The organism is Nonomuraea terrae (assembly GCF_044465245.1).
GTDB lineage: Bacteria > Actinomycetota > Actinomycetes > Streptosporangiales > Streptosporangiaceae > Nonomuraea > Nonomuraea terrae.
Genome location: NZ_JBITLL010000001.1, coordinates 1,295,777 through 1,312,921 on the forward strand (window position 1 = coordinate 1,295,777; position 17,145 = coordinate 1,312,921).

A 17,145-nucleotide genomic window follows, 5' to 3' on the forward strand; every position below is an offset into this window, starting at 1 on the left:
GTATCACGCCGGCCAGGCGGGGCACGTGGTGCCGGGCGCGGGCACCTTGCCGTCGATGAGGTACCGGTCCACGTGGCCGATCACGCAGGGGTCGCCGGCGTTCAGGTACCGGCCATGGCCGATGCCGTCGTACTTGACCGTGACCGACCCGGGGACCTGGTCGGTGATGGCGCGGACAGAGGGGTACTCGTAGACCGGGCCTATGCCGAGCAGCGGCGGGAGCTTGCGGGCGGGCAGCGGCGCCGGCGGGTTGGCGGCCTCGGCTGCCCACGGCGAGCAGGCGAGCCAGGCGTTCTCCCGCATGCCGGAGAAGTTCGGCGACACCTTGACCGAGCGCCGCACCGCCGCACGGTAGGCGTGGTAGCCGTCGTGGCGGAATCCGTCGGCGCAGTTCACCGCGAGCATGGCGGTCACCCGCGGCGGCAGGCCGCGGCCTTGCGGGTCGAAACCGGACGCGTCTCCCTTGGCGGCGCCCGCGATGGCCTCGGCCAGCGCGGGCCACTCCGCCGTGCTGTCGACCAGGCCGTAGGCCAGGAACTTCAGATCGTCACCGTCGTAGCGGCGCTCCCCGGCGGCCGCGGCACCGGGCAAGGGACGACGCTCGGCCCGCCGCACAACGGCCTGCCAGATCTTCTCCACGCCGGTCCCGCGCAGCGCGCAGTCGGAGGAGCCGGCGCACCAACGGACGAACCGCTGGAACCCCGCCTCCAAGCCCTTATATTGCAGTCGCTCCGACTTCGCGAGCGGGTCCACGTGGTCGGGTACGCTGTCCACCGCCATCGCGCGCAGCCGCTGCGGGAACAGTCGCGCGTAGGAGGCCCCGAGCACGCCGCCGTAGGAGTTTCCGAAGAAGGAAATCTTCTCCTCGCCCAGGGCAGCGCGGATCGCGTCCATGTCACGCGCCTGAGTGGCCGAGTCCAGGTTGGCGAACAACTCGGGCACGGCGTCCCGGCAGGCAGCGATCCCGGCGGCGTTCGCCTTGAGCGCCTGATCGTACTCGCGCCGGCTGTCCGGAGTGGCGAACACGGGACCGGCCGCGCAAGAATCCAGCGGGATGTGCTCACCGCTCACCCCGCCGCGCGGGTTCCAGGTGACGACGTCCATCCGGGTACGCAGACCGGTGAAGTGGGGCAGCGCGCGGGACAACTCCTGAACGCCGGCGCCACCGGGACCTCCAGGGCTGAACAAGACGGTGCCCGCCGCCGCACCGGTCGCCGGCGCCCTGCCCACAGTGAGGGTGATCGTCTTCCCGTCGGGCTTCGACCAGTCGACGGGAACGGCCAGCTTGGCGCACTGCAACTCGGCCGAGATCTTTTCCCCGCATGCCGACCATGTCAGGGGCGGCGTCAGCACCCCGCTGGAGGAGGCGGAGGCGGCTGGTGCGTACGCTCCCAGCGTCACCATCAGGGGCATGGCAAGCAAGACCGATCTTGGCCAGGTCATCGAATCCTCCAACAGGATGGTGCGGCGAGCGCCGCAGATGACCCCACAGACTAGGTACGCGAAGCTCCCGCCACATCTGCCACAAGACATACGTGCGACCCGCCACGCCGACAGCATCGCCGCCATGTCCCGGCGATGTTGTGGTGGCCGACGAGCCGGGAGATCTCTTCCAACGGGATGCCGTTGTCCAAGAGCAGTGACACGAAGCTGGGGCGGCGGCCGTGGGAGCTGTATGAGTTTCGGACGGACGACGGCCTGCACGTCCACCTCCGTGATGCTGATCTTCGCAGAATCGCCCACGAGCCCAGTGGGTCGCCAGTCCTGACACTGGAGTTCTCCAGCACCCGTTGGTCATGTCGGCCCAGCCATGGCTCGCTGTGACCTTCCGGTTCGAGGACGTGCGTATTCGCACCTGGTATGACGACCCGCTGGGGCATCGCCTGGTGAGCGAGAAGGACCACGCTGCACCCAGGCCACTCGGGGATGTCTACTGGAACGGCCACGACTACTTCACCCTGCACTCCTTCTGCGTCTGGATTTCACCGCGGCGCGCGTCGTGGTGAAGGCGCACGTGGCAGACGGGCCGGGCTCCCTCCATGCGGATGACTGACAAGCGAGGCACCCACGCCCGGACAGCCCGAAACAGCTCGCCAAGAGCCCGCCCCTTCACCGGCTTCGGGCGTGAGAAGTCGCAGGTTCACATCCTGTCGCCCCGACCAGCGCGACTGTCAGAAGGCCATTTCCTTGGGGTGGGGCCGTGGCCTTCTGAGTGACAAGCGGCGTCACTGCTGAGGTGCTGGTTCCACTCCCTGATCAGGCATGACCGGTTAGCTTCAGGACATGGTGGGTCATCGGGCGTCGCCCGTCATCCGGAAGGTCGACGCAGTCATGATCCCGGTCCCGGACCTCGACAGCGGTCTCGGCTTCTACCGGGACCGTCTCGGTCACGAGCTGCTGTGGCGCAATGACGAGCTGGGGCAGGCGGGCCTCCGGCTGCCTGACACCGACACCGAGATCGTGCTGACGACCCGGCGCGGCCTCGTGCCGACCTGGCTGGTCACCTCGGTGGACGCCGCCGCCGCGCAGGTGGTCGAGGCGGGCGGTCGCATGGTCGGCGAGCCCGCGGACGTTCCCGTCGGCCGCCTGGCGGTGGTGGCCGACCCGTTCGGCAACGACCTGGTCCTGATCGATCTGTCGAAGGGCATGTACGTGACCGACGAATCCGGCGTGGTCACAGGCGTCCAGGACCCAGCCGAGTGAAACACGGAAGGCCCAGAAACCCGCCTTTGGCAGTGCCCACCGGCACAACCGCCGACGCGACGAGGCCGTGGATGTCCGCGAGGAGACGGATATCCCGAAGACCATCTCCGTGATCGGAAGTGGCCTGGACGTCACAACAGCGAGAACTCGCCGGGGAGTCAAGGGGGTGACCGTGTCGTCGGTCCGCTTCCCGTCTTGATCAGAGCGGCCAAGGTCGCGGGCTCGGCCGGGTGGAGAACCTGCCCGTAGGAGTTGGGCATGTCGTCATACTTCTTACCCTCCATCGGAGGACCTGCCGGGTCGCCATAGGAGACGTACGGCTCTCCTCGAGGCCGTCCACCACCGTGGCCGTCTCGGTGAAGCGCACGCCGTGCCCGGCCAGGTCTTCTCCATGGTCGGTATCCTGCCGCGGGCGTGAGGTCAGGCTTTCGTGGCGATGGGCCGTGATCCCAGGTCCTGTCCCGTACGGACGAAGGCGCGGACGAGCGGCGTCTCGCACTCCGCGCGCCAGACCAGCGCCCATTCCGTACGCGGAGCGTCATGGATGGGCAGTAGGGCGATGTCCGGGTGGGTGTAGTAGCGGGCGACGTGAGCGTTGACCGGGCTGACGATCTCCCCTGCGGCGACGAGCACGAGTAGTTCGTGGAAGGTGCGAGCGCGCGGGCCGCGCGGGATGGGCCCGCCGCAGGGGGTGGATGCGGGGATCATGGCCTCGGCCCAGTAGTCCGGCGCCGCCGGCCCCGGATCGAGAACCGGCCGGCCGGCCAGGTCCTCCATGGACACCGACGTACGGCCGGCGAGGTCGGAGGTCTCGGCGATCGCGAGCACGCGCCCCTCCGTCAGGACCACGGGCCCGACGGCGAGATCGGCCTCCCTGACCGGCAGCCACATGAGCTGCATGTCGACCTCGCCGGAGCGCAGTGCGGCGAACGGCTCGCTGAAGTGGTACTCGGAGATCTGGACCGCGCAGCCGGGGTGACGGGCGCCGAACTCCTCGATCACCGGGCGCAGCTCATTGCCGAGCGCTCCCATCACGCCCAGCCGCAGGGTGCCCTGGACGCCCTGCGCGGTGCCGGCCGCGCGGGCCAGACCGCTGTGGACGAGGTCGTAGGCCTGTCGCAGATCGTCGCGCAGGCGGCTGCCGATGGCAGTGAGGCATACGGTACGGCTGTTCCGCTCGAACAGCGGGGCTCCGATGCGCCGCTCCTGCTTCTTGATGGACTGGCTGACGCGGGCCTGGGTGATGTGGAGCCTTTCCGCGGTACGGCCGAAGTGAAGTTCCTCCGCAAGCGTGAGGAAGATCTCGATGTCCCGCAGCTCCATTTCGACCTTTCAATCCATAAGTGTGACGTTATGGGATGTTATCGGAGCTGTCGTTGATCGCCTGATGGACGCAGCGGAAGGCTGTCCCTGACCAGCTGTGATTCACCTGAGGGGAAGCTCTTGCGTTCGTTCGCGGATGATGATGCCGCGCTGCGGCTCACCGGCCTGTCCAAGGCCTTCGGCGCCTCGCTCGCGGCGGACAGGATCGATCTGGAGGTGCCGCGGGGCGCGTTCCTGGGGCTGGTGGGGCAGAACGGCGCGGGCAAGACCACCACCTTGTCGATGGCGGTCGGGCTTTTGCGGCCCGACGCCGGATCCGCTCACGTCTTCGGCATCGACGTGTGGGAGGAGCCCGACGCCGCCAAGGCGCTGATCGGGGTGCTGCCGGACGGCCTGGCCATGCCGGAGCGGCTGACCGGCCGCGAGGTGCTGACCTACCTCGGCCTGCTGCGCGGCCTCCCCGAGAGCACGGTCGGCCGGCGTGCCGAGGAGCTGCTGAGCGTGCTCGGGCTGGACCGGGCCGAGAAGACGCTGGTGATCGAGTACTCGACCGGCATGCGCAAGAAGATCGACCTGGCCGCGGCTCTGCTGCACGCGCCGCGGCTGCTGGTGCTGGACGAGCCGTTCGAGGCGGTGGACCCGGTTTCGGCGGCGACGATCAAGACGATCCTGCGCGGCTTCGTCGCGGGAGGCGGCTCGATCGTGCTCTCCAGCCATGTCATGGCGCTGGTGGAGCAGCTGTGCGACCACGTGGCCGTGATCGACGGGGGCCGGGTGGCCGCCGCCGGCACGCTGGAGGAGATCCGGGAAGGCCGGAGCCTGGAAGAGCGCTTCGTGCAGCTGGTGAACGCCGAGGGCGGCGGAGTGAAGGAGCTGGCGTGGCTGTCGCGCTGACCCTGGCCCGGATGAGGATCGCGGTGCTGCGGCACTCGCACAAGGGCGCGCAGGGCTCGATGACCTCCACGGGTGTCTCGTTGGGGCTGTTGTTCGCGGGCGGGACGCTCTACCTGGCCGCGACGGCCGACGCCGAGCTGCTCGCCGGGGTCTACGCGGTATGGATGATGGGCTGGATCCTGGGTCCGGTGGTCATGGGCGGCGGCGACGAGACCCTCAAGCCCGAGCATTTCGCCCTTCTCGGCCTCAAGTCGCATCGCGTGGCGACCGGCCTGCTGGTGGCGGCGTTCGTCGGGCCGGCCCCGCTGATCAGCCTGACCGCTCTGCTCGGGCTGGCGGTGGCCGGCGTACGGCATGCGGGACCGGCCGGCGTGTTGCCGGCCGTGCCCGCGATCGTGCTGCAGCTGGTCCTGTTCGTGCTGCTGTCGAAGGTCGCCGTGGGCGTGCTCGGCCTGGCGTTGCGCTCCCGCCTGGGGGCGGTCGGCGCGGGCCTGGTCAACGGGGCCGTGCTGGCAGGGGGCAGCCAGATCTGGGTGTTCCTCGCGCTGTTCGACCAGAGCGGGGTGCCGGAGGCGGTCTGGTACCTGCCTTCCGGCTGGGGCCTGCTCGCGGTCAGGGACGACCTCGCCGCGCTGGCCGGTCTCGCCGTACTCGATCTGCTGTTGCTGGCGGTCTGGGCCGCGCTCCTGGCCAGGAGGTCGGGCGCAGCGCGCACGTCGGGCCGCCCGCGCCGGCCGATCAGGGCGGCGAGCGCGAACGGCGCGGTCGTCGCCAAGGAGCTGCGTACCTGGTCCCGCGATCTGGCGCGCAACCACCAGCTGGTCTTCGCCCTGTCCTTCGCCGTCTGCTTCGGCGCCAGCCCGCTGCTCATCGGCTGGGACGGCATGCTGCCGTCCGCCGGACCGATCTTCGTCGTGATGGCCGCCGGGCTGACCTCCAACCTGTACGGCACCGACGGCACCGCGCTGTGGCTCACCATGCTGACGCCGGGTGCGACCGACGTGCGCGGCCGGCAACGAGCCTGGCTGGCCGTGATCGCCCCGGTGGCGGGCGTGGTCACCGTCGGGAGCACCGCCGTCGCCGGCGGGCAGTGGCCGCTCGTGCTCGCGCTGCTGCCCGCCCTGCTGGGCGGCGCCGCGGGGCTGGTGCCGTTGCTGTCGGTGTACGGGCTGGTGCCGGGGACCGACCCGCACAAGCTCAGCGGCAACCCGCTGCGCGTCAGCGAGGACAACGGCGGCCTGACCGGGCTCGCCTACCTCATGCTGGCGCTCGTCGTGGTGACCGGCGTGCCCGCCGGACTCGCGGCCCTCCGGTACGGCTGGGCCGGCGTCGCGGTCGGCCTGGCGACGGGCGCCCTGTGCTACTGGGGCCTCGGTCTCATGGCCGAACGACGGCTGCGCGCCCAGGGCCCCGAACTGCTGCACGCCATGCGCACCGGCCGCCGTACGGGGAAGGCCGCGGCCTCCAGACTCGCCGCCCTGCCCAAGCCCCAGCAGGCCATCGCCTGGGTGGGCTTCGGCTTCGGCTCGATCCCGCTGTTCCCGCAGGGGATCGTGGCCTCGATCTTCATCGTCAACGACATCGAGCGCCACAGCTGGTTCCTGGCCACGTACATGAGCCCGAGCCTGCGCTGGCCCGTGGTGATCGCCATGGTCCTGCTCGGCCTGACCATGTACGGCATGGCCCTCTACCAGGTGAGTCGAGCGTCGCCCCGCCGAGCTTGAGCGGCGGTTGTACGTAGGTACACCCCGTCCGGGCAGCCAGGTCGATTCTCCCCGGCCGCGTCCCTCCTTAGCGTCGGAGGAAACGGAAGGGGAGAAGAATGACCACACGCGTGGGGAACATCGCCCTGTGGGTCCTCCAGGTCGTCGTGGCGGGATTTTCGTGATGTCCGCCATGGCCAAGTTCACGAACGCCGAGCCGTCCGCCTCCACGTTCGCGGCGATCGGGCTGGGCGACTGGTTCCGCCACCTGACGGGCGCGCTCGAGGTGGCCGGCGCAGCGGGCCTGCTGGTGCCGCCCCTGGCCGGGGTGGCCGGACTGGCGCTCGCCGTGCTGATGGTCTGCGCGACGCTGACCGAGCTCTTCGTCTCCGGGGGAGCGGTGGTCATGCCGTTGTCCCTGCTCGTGCTCTGCGCCGTCATCGCGTGGGGCCGCCGCGCGGCCACGGCCCGCCTCCGGACGCGGATCGCCGGATAGACGGCGCTTCGTCCGGTATAGGGTCTGGCGACGTGACCGACACCCGAGTACCCCCGGCCTACCTCGGCGACGAACTGACCATGCTGAACAACTGGCTCGAATGGCACCGCGCGACCCTGGCTGTCAAGTGCGCGGGCCTGTCGGACGAGCAGCTGCGCGAGCGTTCCGCACGGCCCTCGGACATGTCTCTCCTGGGCCTGGTCAGGCACATGGCCCACGTCGAACGCATGTGGTTCCGCCGCGTGCTCGACGGCGAGGACATCCCCAAGCTGTGGGACAAGGACCGCGACAACGACAACGACTTCAAGGAGGTCGACTCCGCGTCGGTGCGGGAGGCCTTCGACACCTGGCGGCGGGAGATCGAGCACGCCCGCCGCATCTCGGCCGCCAAGCCGCTGGACGCCGTCGGCGACCGCAACGGCGACGACTGCTCGCACCGCTGGATTCTCGTGCACATGATCGAGGAGTACGCCCGCCACAACGGTCACGCCGACCTGCTACGCGAGCGTATCGACGGCGTCACGGGCGAATGACGCCCGGAAACGGGGGCTCAGGAGCCGGCGTGGAAGAGCGCCCAGACGGCCTTGCCGCCGCGGGCCAGCGGGTCCCAGCCCCAGCACTGGCTGTAGGTTTCGACGATGTAAAGGCCGCGGCCGTTCTCGGAGATGAAGTCGGGCTCCTTGCGCCGCGGCACCTCGTCGCTCGGGTCCGCCACGGCCAGCAGCACGTGCGGCGCGACCCGCATGAGCAACAGCTGGATCTCGCGGCGGCCGCCGGCGTACATCGCGTACCTGACCGCGTTCGTCACCAGCTCCGACACCACGAGCGCGGCGTCGTCGCTGAGGTCGTGCAGACCCCAGCCGCGCAGCGTCGAGCGGGTCACGTCCCTGGCGGTCTTCACCGAGTCGGCCTGGAAGGGCAGCGGACACGAGGTCGTGTACGGCTTGCCGCCCTGGAGGAGATGGTCGAATCCCACCTCGCGGGTGATCTGCAGGCAATCGGCAGTGGCCAGAGGATCCTCCACCATGCCGCCGATACCTCCCGATTCAACCTTGGTTAGTGCATGTTTGGCCCAATATGCACTAGGCCATCATGGGTCACGAGTCGCCGTCGCTGCAAGACCCAAATGCACGTGCATGTGCAGTGTGCAGGAGCAAGCACTGTTTTTGCCCATTAGTCCCCGAATCGGACACCAGGTTGAGACCTTGTCATACCCGGCGATGTGGTGTCACTGTGTGTGCGGACCTTGATAGGAGGCAAAGTGACGCAGAACCAGCCGGGTTCCGGGCCGACGGCGCTGCGCATCCTCCTGGGCTCCCAGCTGCGCAAGCTCAGGGAAGCGAAGAACGTCACTCGTGAGGAGGCGGGCCACCTCATCCGGGGGTCCGAATCCAAGATCAGCCGCATGGAGCTGGGCCGGGTGGGGTTCAAGGAGCGTGACGTCGAGGACCTGCTGACCCTGTACGGAGTGGTGGATCAGCAGGCTCGCGCCGCGGTGCTGGACCTGGTCGCCACGGCCAACGAACCCGGCTGGTGGCACCGGTTCAACGACGTCCTGCCCACGTGGTTCCAGGCGTACGTCGGCCTTGAGGAGGCCGCCGCCAGGATCAGGACCTACGAGGTCCAGTTCGTGCCAGGACTGTTGCAGACCAAGGAGTACGCACGGGCTGTGGTGACCGCAGGGGCGGCGGGCATCGGAGCGGAGGAGATCGCCAGAAGGGTGGATCTCCGCCTGGAGCGCCAGAGGATCTTCGACCGGCCGGACGGGCCGGTGTTCTGGGCGGTGATCGACGAGGCCGCGCTGCGCCGGCCGATCGGTGGAGTCGAGGTGATGCGGGCCCAGCTCGAGCACCTCATCGACCTCATGCGCCAGCACAACATCACGATCCAGATCATGCCGTTCAGCTACGGCGGGCACAGCGCCGAGGGCGGGGCGTTCAGCATCCTGAGATTCCCCGACGCCGACCTGCCCGACGTGGTGTACGTCGAGCAGCTGGCCAGCGCGCTCTACCTGGACAAGCGTGAGGACGTGGACCGATACAGCGAGGTGATGGAGCGGCTGTGCGCCGTGAGCACCACTCCTGACGAGACGATCGAGCTGCTGCGGACGATCGCCGACGAGTTCTGAGGGCGGCGAGCGTCGTTGTTGGGTGTGCATCTGCCCTAGACTGGCCATGGCGTTGGATCCCGCCATGGCGGAGCATGCCCAACACCGCTCATGTGGGCGCGGCGCGTGGGCCGTACCGATGGACGCGCCCGCGATCACTCGTAGCTTGATCAAGGAGACCATTCCGTGAAGACCGCTGTCGAGGAGCTCAGCCCGACCCGGGTCAAGCTCACTGTCGAGGTGCCGTTCGAAGAGCTGCGCCCCAGCATGGATGCGGCGTACAAGAAGGTCGCGCAGCAGGTGCGCGTCCCCGGGTTCCGGCCTGGCAAGGTTCCGGCCCGCATCATCGAGCAGCGCTTCGGCCGGGCGGTGGTGCTGGAGGAGACCCTCAACGACGCGGTGCCCAAGCTGTACGGCCAGGCCGTCGACGAGGTCGACGTGTTCCCGGTCAGCCAGCCTGACATCGAGGTCACGAAGATCGACGACGGCGAGCAGATCGAGTTCACCGCCGAGGTCGACATCCGTCCCAACTTCGAGCTGCCCGACTACCAGGGCCTCGAGGTCACGGTCGACTCCGCCGAGGTCTCCGACGAAGACGTCGACGCCCAGCTCGACGCGCTGCGCCAGCGCTTCGCCACGCTGACCGGCGTCGAGCGCCCCGCCGCCAACGGCGACTTCGTCGTGATGGACCTGCGCGCCGAGATCGACGGCCAGAACATCGAGGAGCAGCAGGCCAGCGAGGTCTCCTACGAGGTCGGCGCCGGCTCCGTGCTGCAGGGCCTCGACGCCGCGCTCGAGGGCATGTCCGCGGGCGAGGAGAAGAGCTTCAAGACCGAGCTCGTCGGCGGCGAGAACGCCGGCGAGGAGGCCGACGTGATCATCAACGTCAAGTCGGTCAAGGAGAAGGTCCTGCCGGAGCTCGACGACGAGTTCGCCCAGCTCGCGAGCGAGTTCGACACGCTCGACGAGCTCAAGGCCAGCATCAGCGAGCAGGCCCGCCGCAACAAGGTGATCGACCAGGTCGTCCAGGCCCGCGAGAAGGCGCTCGACGCGGTGCTCGAGCAGATCGACATCCCGCTGCCCGACAGCGCGCTCAAGGCCGAGATCGACGCCCGCAAGCACAACCTCGACCACCAGATCGCCGAGAGCGGCCTGAGCCGCGAGGCCTTCTTCCGTCTCTACCAGACGACGGAGGAGGAGCGCTTCGCCGAGTTCGAGACCACCTCCGCCCGGGCGATCAAGGTCGGCTTCGTGCTCGACAAGGTCGTCAAGGCCGAGGAGCTCGGCGTCTCGGAGCAGGAGCTGACCAACTTCGTGGTCCGCCGCGCCATGGAGATGGGCGTCCAGCCCAACGAGCTGGCCCAGCACCTCGCCGACAACGACCAGCTCACGCTCGCCATGGTCGAGATCGTCCGCGACAAGGCCAAGGCCGTTCTGGGCGACGCCGCCAAGGTCGTCGACGCCGACGGCAACGAGATCGACCTCAAGGCCATCTACACCGAGCTCAACGGTGGCGAGGCCCCTGAGGAAGAGCCCGCCGACGAGGACGACAAGCCCGAGGCGTAACGGCCCTCATCCGAGCCGACGTAAAGCCCCCGAACCGACCGGTCCGGGGGCTTACGCGTTCCCGGGGCGCCGTACGCGGCTCTCAGCGGCCCCGTGGTGGCCTGCGGGCCAACGGAGGGTTACCGGGCAGGGATGCGCGCGTCCAGCTCTCTCGGGCCGCCCAGAGCGCCCTCTTCCCCGCGGGCAGGTACGAAAGCGACGCGACATGGCAAGCCCTCGGGGCGCTGCGACATGCGCCGTCAGCGAACAGTCCCGGCGACCGGGCATGAGCTATGGGCAGCGCGCGTTAAGGTCACAAGCAAAGCCAATCGATTACGACGCATCGGAAGGTGACGCTGTGACCAGCCCGCCGACCTTCTATCAGCCTGAGTCTCGAGGCCGTGAGAACGGCTCCGCCTTCCGGCTTGAAGACCAGCTCTACCAGCGCCTGCTCCGCGAGCGGATCATCGTGCTCGGGCAGGAGGTCAACGACGAGATCGCCAACCGGATCTGCGCCGAGCTGCTGCTGCTGGCGGCCGACGACCCCGACCGTGACATCTCGCTCTACATCAACTCACCGGGGGGCTCGGTGAGTGCCGGCATGGCGATTTACGACATGATGGAATACGTGCCGAACGACGTATCGACCGTGGTGATGGGGATGGCGGCCTCGATGGGGCAGTTCCTGCTCACCGCGGGGGCCAAGGGCAAGCGTTACGCTCTGCCGCACGCCCGCGTCATGATGCACCAGCCGTCGGGTGGCATCGGCGGCACGGCGGCCGACATCGCCATCCAGGCCGAGCAGATGCTCTACGTGAAGAAGACGCTCGCCGAGCGGATCGCCTTCCACACGGGGCAGCCGCTGGACCAGATCGAGGCCGACTCCGACCGCGACCGGTGGTTCACGGCCGAGGAGGCCAAGGACTACGGCTTCATCGACCACGTCGTCCGCAGTGCGCGCCAGGTGCCCTCGCACGGCCCGGTTTCCTAAGGGGGAGCTACTGTGAACATCCAAAGCCGCTACGTGCTCCCGCAGTTCACCGAGCGCACGTCCACCGGGTCCAAGACGATGGACCCGTACACCAAGCTGTTCGAGGACCGCATCATCTTCCTCGGCGTGCAGATCGACGACGCCTCGGCGAACGACGTCATGTCGCAGCTGCTGACGCTTGAGTCGCTCGACCCCGACCGCGACATAAGCATCTACATCAACTCGCCCGGCGGTTCCTTCACCGCCATGACGGCGATCTACGACACGATGCAGTTCGTCCGGCCGGAGATCCAGACCGTCTGCCTCGGCCAGGCCGCCTCCGCGGCGGCCGTGCTGCTGGCCGGCGGCACCCCGGGCAAGCGCTTCGCGCTGCCCAACGCCCGGGTGCTGATCCACCAGCCGTCCACCGAGGGCGGCGGCCAGGGAAGTGACATCGAGATCCAGGCCCGCGAGATCCTCCGCATGCGCACGCTGCTGGAAGACATCGTGGCCCGGCACACCGGTAAGTCCTCCGCCGAAGTCCGCAAGGACATCGAACGCGACAAAATTCTCAACGCGGACGAGGCGAAGGCGTATGGTCTGATCGATGACATCATCCCGTCCAGGAAGAAACGAGCTCAGGCCGTGGCTTCCTAGACGAGACGTGACGCACCGGAGCGCTGCCCTATAGGGCACGTTCCGGTGCGACTCGCCGCTAGGGGGCTCACTGAGGGCCCAGAAGACGGTAACGTCGAAACCTGAGCGGTTCGGCCTAGTCCGGAGGATGTCCGGAGACACTGCTCTCGGGAGCAGGGCGGTCCCACGCAAAGGAGTATCTGGGGTGGCACGCATCGGCGACGGGGGAGACCTGCTGAAGTGCTCGTTCTGCGGAAAGAGCCAGAAGCAAGTCAAGAAGCTCATTGCCGGTCCAGGCGTCTACATCTGCGATGAGTGCATCGATCTCTGCAACGAGATCATCGAGGAGGAGCTGTCGGAGTCCTCCGAGCTCAAGTGGGACAACCTGCCCAAGCCCAGGGAGATCTACGAGTTCCTCGACGCCTACGTCATCGGTCAGGACAAGGCGAAGAAGGCTCTCTCGGTGGCGGTGTACAACCACTACAAGCGGGTGCAGTCGGGAGACCGGGGCAGAGACGACGGCCTTGAGCTGGCCAAGAGCAACATCCTGCTGCTCGGGCCCACGGGCTCGGGCAAGACGCTGCTGGCGCAGACCCTGGCGAAGATGCTCAACGTGCCCTTCGCCATCGCCGACGCCACCGCGCTCACCGAGGCGGGATACGTCGGCGAGGATGTCGAGAACATCCTGCTCAAGCTCATCCAGGCGGCCGACTACGACGTCAAGAAGGCCGAGACCGGCATCATCTACATCGACGAGGTCGACAAGATCGCTCGCAAGAGCGAAAACCCGTCGATCACGCGCGACGTCTCCGGCGAAGGTGTGCAGCAGGCCCTGCTGAAGATCCTGGAGGGCACGACCGCCTCGGTGCCTCCGCAGGGCGGCCGTAAACACCCGCACCAGGAGTTCATCCAGATCGACACCACCAACGTGCTGTTCATCTGCGGTGGTGCGTTCGCCGGCCTTGAGCAGATCATCGAGTCGCGCATCGGCAAGAAGGGCATCGGCTTCAACGCCATCATCCGGTCGAAGGAAGAGGTCGACGCGGCCGACATCTTCTCCGACGTGATGCCCGAAGACCTGCTGAAGTTCGGGATGATCCCCGAGTTCGTCGGCCGTCTGCCGGTCATCACCTCGGTGCACAACCTCGACCGCGAAGCGCTCATCCAGATCCTCACCGAGCCGCGCAACGCCCTGGTCAAGCAGTACCGCAAGCTGCTCGAGCTCGACGGCGTGGAGCTGGAGTTCACCGACGGAGCCCTGGAGGCCATCGCCGACCAGGCGATCCTGCGCGGCACCGGCGCCCGCGGGTTGCGCGCCATCCTGGAGGAAGTGCTCCAGTCCGTCATGTACGAAGTGCCGTCGCGGCAAGACGTCGCCCGCGTGGTCATCACCCGCGAGTCGGTGATCGAGCACGCGATCCCGACGCTCGTCCCGCGCGACCAGCTCGCCGCCAAGCAGCAGCGCACTCCGCGCGAGAAGTCGGCCTGACCCGCCGCCGCCCGTCCGGCGGCATCCCGAGCGCCCCGCGGCAGCCCGCCGCGCGGGCGCTTCCGGTTTTCCGGGACACGCGCGGAGGCCGTACGGTGTTGGGGTTGCTCGCTCCGATACGGGATGCCGCGTGCGGCGGCTCCCGGCTCGGGGCGTTTTCCGCTCGCCCTCGTCCTTAGAATTGGTCACTGTGACAACGCCAGAGCTGCCTACTCAATACACACCGGCCGACGTCGAGACCCGTAGCTACGAGCGCTGGGTATCCGAAGGCTACTTCCGCGCCGACCCGGGCAGCTCGCGCGAGCCGTACAGCATCGTCCTCCCGCCGCCCAACGTGACGGGTGTCCTGCACATCGGGCACGCGCTCGACCACTCCATCCAGGACGCGCTGACGCGCCGCGCCCGCATGCAGGGGCGCGAGACGCTCTGGTTGCCCGGCATGGACCACGCCGGCATCGCCACCCAGAACGTCGTCGAACGCGAGCTGGCCAAGGAGGGCAAGTCCCGGCACGACCTGGGGCGCGAGGCGTTCGTCGAGCGTGTCTGGGAGTGGAAGGAAGAGTCCGGCGGACGCATCCTCGGCCAGATGCGCAAGCTGGGCGACGGCGTCGACTGGTCGCGCGAGCGGTTCACGATGGACCAGGGGCTCTCGCGGGCCGTGCAGACCATCTTCAAGAAGCTCTTCGACGACGGGCTGATCTACCGCGCCGAGCGCATCATCAACTGGTGCCCGCGCTGCCTGACCGCGCTGTCCGACATCGAGGTCGAGCACAGCGAGGACGAGGGTGAGCTCGTCTCGATCCGCTACTCCGACGACATCGTGGTGGCCACCACACGTGCCGAGACCATGCTCGGCGACACCGCTGTCGCCGTCCACCCGTCCGACGAGCGCTACGCCCACCTGGTCGGCACGATGGTGGAGGTGCCGCTGACCGGCCGCATGATCCCGGTGGTCGCCGACGAGCACGTCGATCCGGCGTTCGGCACCGGCGCGGTCAAGGTCACCCCGGCCCACGACCCCAACGACTTCGAGATCGGCCGCCGTCACTCGCTGCCGTCCCTCACGATCATGGACGAACGCGGCGTCATCACCGCGCACGGCCCGTTCCAGGGGCTCGACCGGTTCGAGGCCCGTCCCGCCGTGGTGGCGGCGTTGCGCGCCGAGGGGCGCATCGTCGCCGAGAAGCGTCCCTACGTCCACTCGGTCGGTCACTGTTCGCGCTGCAAGACCGTGGTCGAGCCGCGGCTGTCGCTGCAGTGGTTCGTCAACGTCGGGCCGCTGGCGAAGGCGGCGGGTGACGCCGTCCGCGACGGACGCACCCGCATCCACCCGCCGGAGATGGCCAAGCGCTACTTCGACTGGGTCGACGACATGCACGACTGGTGCATCTCCCGCCAGCTGTGGTGGGGCCACCGCATCCCCGTCTGGTACGGCCCGGCCGGCGAGGTCGTGTGCGTCGGCCCCGACGAGGATCCGCCCGCCGGCTACACGCAGGACCCTGACGTGCTCGACACGTGGTTCTCCTCGGGCCTGTGGCCGTTCTCGACCATGGGCTGGCCCGACTCGACGCCCGAGCTCGCGCGCTTCTACCCGACCTCCGTGCTGGTCACCGGCTACGACATCCTGTTCTTCTGGGTCGCCCGGATGATGATGTTCGGCCTGTACGCCATGGACGGCGCGCCGCCGTTCCGCGTCGTCGCCCTGCACGGCATGGTCCGCGACCAGTACGGCAAGAAGATGTCGAAGTCGTTCGGCAACGTGGTCGACCCGCTCGACTGGGTCGAACGCTTCGGCGCCGACGCCACCCGCTTCACCCTGCTGCGCGGCGCCAACCCGGGCGCCGACGTCGCGGTGAGCGAGGAATGGGCGGCCGGCTCCCGCAACTTCTGCAACAAGATCTGGAACGCCACCAGATTCGCGTTGATGAACGGCGCCGCTGTCGGCTCCCTCGACGACGCCGAGCTGACGCCGGCCGATCGGTGGATCCTGTCGCGGCTGCAGACCGTCATCACGGCGGCCGACGCGGCCCTCGAGGAGTTCGAGTTCGCCAAGGCCTCCGATCTGCTCTACCACTTCGCGTGGGACGAGGTCTGCGACTGGTATCTCGAGCTGGCCAAGATCCAGCTTGGCGAGGGGCTGGAGCACACGCGACTGGTGCTCGGCCACGTGCTCGACGCGCTGCTGCGGCTGCTGCACCCGCTGGTGCCGTTCGTCACCGAGGAGTTGTGGCGGGCCGTCACCGGCAAGGAGTCGATCGTCGTGGCGGCCTGGCCGACGGCCGAGGCCCGCTACACCGACCCGGCCGCGGAGGCGGAGATCGAGGCGCTGCAGGAGCTGGTGACGGAAGTCCGCCGGTTCCGCTCCGATCAGGGGCTCAAGCCGGGTCAGAAGGTGGCCGCCCGGCTCGCTCTGGCCGGCACGCCGCTGTTCGGCCAGGAGACGGCGATCCGGTCGCTGTTGCGGCTGACGGAGCCGTCCGAGTCGTTCAACGCCACGGCGCGGCTCACGGTGGGCGGAGTCACGGTCGAGATCGACACCGCCGGCGCCATCGACGTCGCCGCCGAACGCAAGCGGCTGGAGAAGGACCTGGCCGCGGCGCGCAAGGAGGCCGCCCAGGTGGCGGCCAAGCTGGGCAACGAGCAGTTCATGGCCAAGGCGCCGCAGGACGTCGTGGACAAGGTCCGCAGCCGTGCCGAGCAGGCGTCCGCCGACATCGCGCGGCTGGAGGCCCAGCTCGCCGGGCTGGGTGTTTGAACCGTACGCAAACGGGGGAGGTCCATTCGTTACCGAAGATGGGCCTTCCCCGTCGCAGAGGCTGCTAGAGTTTTCTGCGCAGGGCCGGTTGGCTCTGGCAAACCCCTTCTGATGAGCCCCGGCTTTCGGGCGGCCCCAGCCACGCGGTTGGACAAGCGCCGAAAGTTAGAGTAAGTTAGCAGGGTTGCCTCCGAGCGGGGCAAGTCCGGAAGCTCCCGGATCGGGCGGTTTGACAAGGATCGTCCCGATAGGGTAGATTGAAGGAAACGAAATGTGAGCGCCTCGCGCACCGGGGTCCAAGGATTCTGGTGCGGATGTACGCGTCCGTTTCTTGAGAACTCAACAGTGTGTTAAAAGCCAGTGCATGATTTTCATGCAACACCTCGTCAAAGAGATTGTTTGACGGTTTTGCTTGGACGAAGTTTCCAAATCATTGTTTGGAGAGTTTGATCCTGGCTCAGGACGAACGCTGGCGGCGTGCTTAACACATGCAAGTCGAGCGGAAAGGCCCTTCGGGGTACTCG

At 68.3% G+C, this 17,145-nt stretch carries 15 protein-coding genes and 1 rRNA gene; 13 read left to right on the top strand and 3 right to left on the bottom strand.

The genetic code is table 11. The annotated features are described in order from the left end of the window. Positions 1-3: 3 nt before the first annotated feature. Positions 4-1,404 carry an alpha/beta fold hydrolase gene (locus ACIBP6_RS06100; RefSeq protein WP_397049216.1) on the bottom strand — a complete coding sequence of 467 codons (1,401 nt, stop codon included), beginning with the start codon at positions 1,402-1,404 and terminating at the stop codon, positions 4-6. A 437-nt stretch (positions 1,405-1,841) separates the two neighbouring features. Between ACIBP6_RS06100 and ACIBP6_RS06105 the strand changes: the two genes are divergently transcribed. Continuing rightward, positions 1,842-2,006: a hypothetical protein gene (locus ACIBP6_RS06105; RefSeq protein WP_397049218.1), complete on the top strand. Its 165-nt coding sequence runs from the start codon at positions 1,842-1,844 to the stop codon at positions 2,004-2,006. 325 nt (positions 2,007-2,331) lie between these two features. Continuing rightward, a complete protein-coding gene (locus tag ACIBP6_RS06110) occupies positions 2,332-2,703 on the top strand; it encodes a VOC family protein (RefSeq protein WP_397049219.1) in 372 nt (123 codons plus the stop codon). Between the two features lie 420 nt (positions 2,704-3,123). Here ACIBP6_RS06110 and ACIBP6_RS06115 read toward each other — a convergent pair whose 3' ends face one another. Beyond that, positions 3,124-4,026, bottom strand: coding sequence for a LysR family transcriptional regulator (locus ACIBP6_RS06115; RefSeq protein WP_397049221.1), 903 nt, complete (start codon positions 4,024-4,026; stop codon positions 3,124-3,126). Between the two features lie 120 nt (positions 4,027-4,146). On the opposite strand from ACIBP6_RS06115, the gene ACIBP6_RS06120 reads away from it, so the two are divergent. From ACIBP6_RS06120 to ACIBP6_RS06135, 4 genes are all read left to right on the top strand, one after another. Then, complete coding sequence (locus ACIBP6_RS06120; RefSeq protein ID WP_397049223.1) at positions 4,147-4,920, top strand: ABC transporter ATP-binding protein; 774 nt, start codon at positions 4,147-4,149, stop codon at positions 4,918-4,920. Then, a complete protein-coding gene (locus tag ACIBP6_RS06125; RefSeq protein WP_397049225.1) occupies positions 4,905-6,644 on the top strand; it encodes a hypothetical protein in 1,740 nt (579 codons plus the stop codon). Before ACIBP6_RS06120 ends, ACIBP6_RS06125 begins: the two co-directional genes overlap by 16 nt. A gap of 160 nt (positions 6,645-6,804) precedes the next feature. After that, a complete protein-coding gene (locus ACIBP6_RS06130; protein ID WP_397049227.1) occupies positions 6,805-7,119 on the top strand; it encodes a DoxX family protein in 315 nt (104 codons plus the stop codon). Between the two features lie 32 nt (positions 7,120-7,151). Further along, on the top strand, positions 7,152-7,652 hold the full coding sequence (locus ACIBP6_RS06135) for a DinB family protein (RefSeq protein WP_397049229.1): 501 nt from the start codon (positions 7,152-7,154) through the stop codon (positions 7,650-7,652). Between the two features lie 17 nt (positions 7,653-7,669). Here the strand turns inward: ACIBP6_RS06135 and ACIBP6_RS06140 are convergent, their stop codons facing one another. After that, entirely contained in the window at positions 7,670-8,146 is a 477-nt protein-coding gene (locus tag ACIBP6_RS06140) for an ATP-binding protein (RefSeq protein ID WP_132614632.1), read from the bottom strand. 234 nt (positions 8,147-8,380) lie between these two features. Between ACIBP6_RS06140 and ACIBP6_RS06145 the strand changes: the two genes are divergently transcribed. The 7 genes from ACIBP6_RS06145 to ACIBP6_RS06175 form a co-directional block, all read left to right on the top strand. Then, positions 8,381-9,247, top strand: coding sequence for a helix-turn-helix domain-containing protein (locus ACIBP6_RS06145; RefSeq protein ID WP_132614634.1), 867 nt, complete (start codon positions 8,381-8,383; stop codon positions 9,245-9,247). A gap of 165 nt (positions 9,248-9,412) precedes the next feature. Then, entirely contained in the window at positions 9,413-10,792 is a 1,380-nt protein-coding gene (gene tig / locus ACIBP6_RS06150) for a trigger factor (RefSeq protein ID WP_397049232.1), read from the top strand. 337 nt (positions 10,793-11,129) lie between these two features. Further along, on the top strand, positions 11,130-11,762 hold the full coding sequence (locus ACIBP6_RS06155; protein WP_132614638.1) for an ATP-dependent Clp protease proteolytic subunit: 633 nt from the start codon (positions 11,130-11,132) through the stop codon (positions 11,760-11,762). A 12-nt stretch (positions 11,763-11,774) separates the two neighbouring features. Then, complete coding sequence (locus ACIBP6_RS06160) at positions 11,775-12,398, top strand: ATP-dependent Clp protease proteolytic subunit (protein ID WP_132614640.1); 624 nt, start codon at positions 11,775-11,777, stop codon at positions 12,396-12,398. Positions 12,399-12,582: 184 nt separating this feature from the next. Then, positions 12,583-13,866: an ATP-dependent Clp protease ATP-binding subunit ClpX gene (gene clpX / locus ACIBP6_RS06165; protein WP_132614642.1), complete on the top strand. Its 1,284-nt coding sequence runs from the start codon at positions 12,583-12,585 to the stop codon at positions 13,864-13,866. A gap of 181 nt (positions 13,867-14,047) precedes the next feature. Continuing rightward, entirely contained in the window at positions 14,048-16,621 is a 2,574-nt protein-coding gene (locus tag ACIBP6_RS06170; RefSeq protein ID WP_397049235.1) for a valine--tRNA ligase, read from the top strand. A gap of 434 nt (positions 16,622-17,055) precedes the next feature. Next, positions 17,056-17,145, top strand: a 16S ribosomal RNA gene (locus tag ACIBP6_RS06175); the annotation flags it as partial.

Excerpts from the sequence above, each read along its gene's own strand:
- ACIBP6_RS06100 (WP_397049216.1), bottom strand. The coding sequence starts at position 1,404 with ATGGTGACGCTGGGAGCGTACGCACCAGCCGCCTCCGCCTCCTCCAGC.
- ACIBP6_RS06110 (WP_397049219.1), top strand. The coding sequence starts at position 2,332 with ATGATCCCGGTCCCGGACCTCGACAGCGGTCTCGGCTTCTACCGGGAC.
- ACIBP6_RS06115 (WP_397049221.1), bottom strand. The coding sequence starts at position 4,026 with ATGGAGCTGCGGGACATCGAGATCTTCCTCACGCTTGCGGAGGAACTT.
- ACIBP6_RS06140 (WP_132614632.1), bottom strand. The coding sequence starts at position 8,146 with ATGGTGGAGGATCCTCTGGCCACTGCCGATTGCCTGCAGATCACCCGC.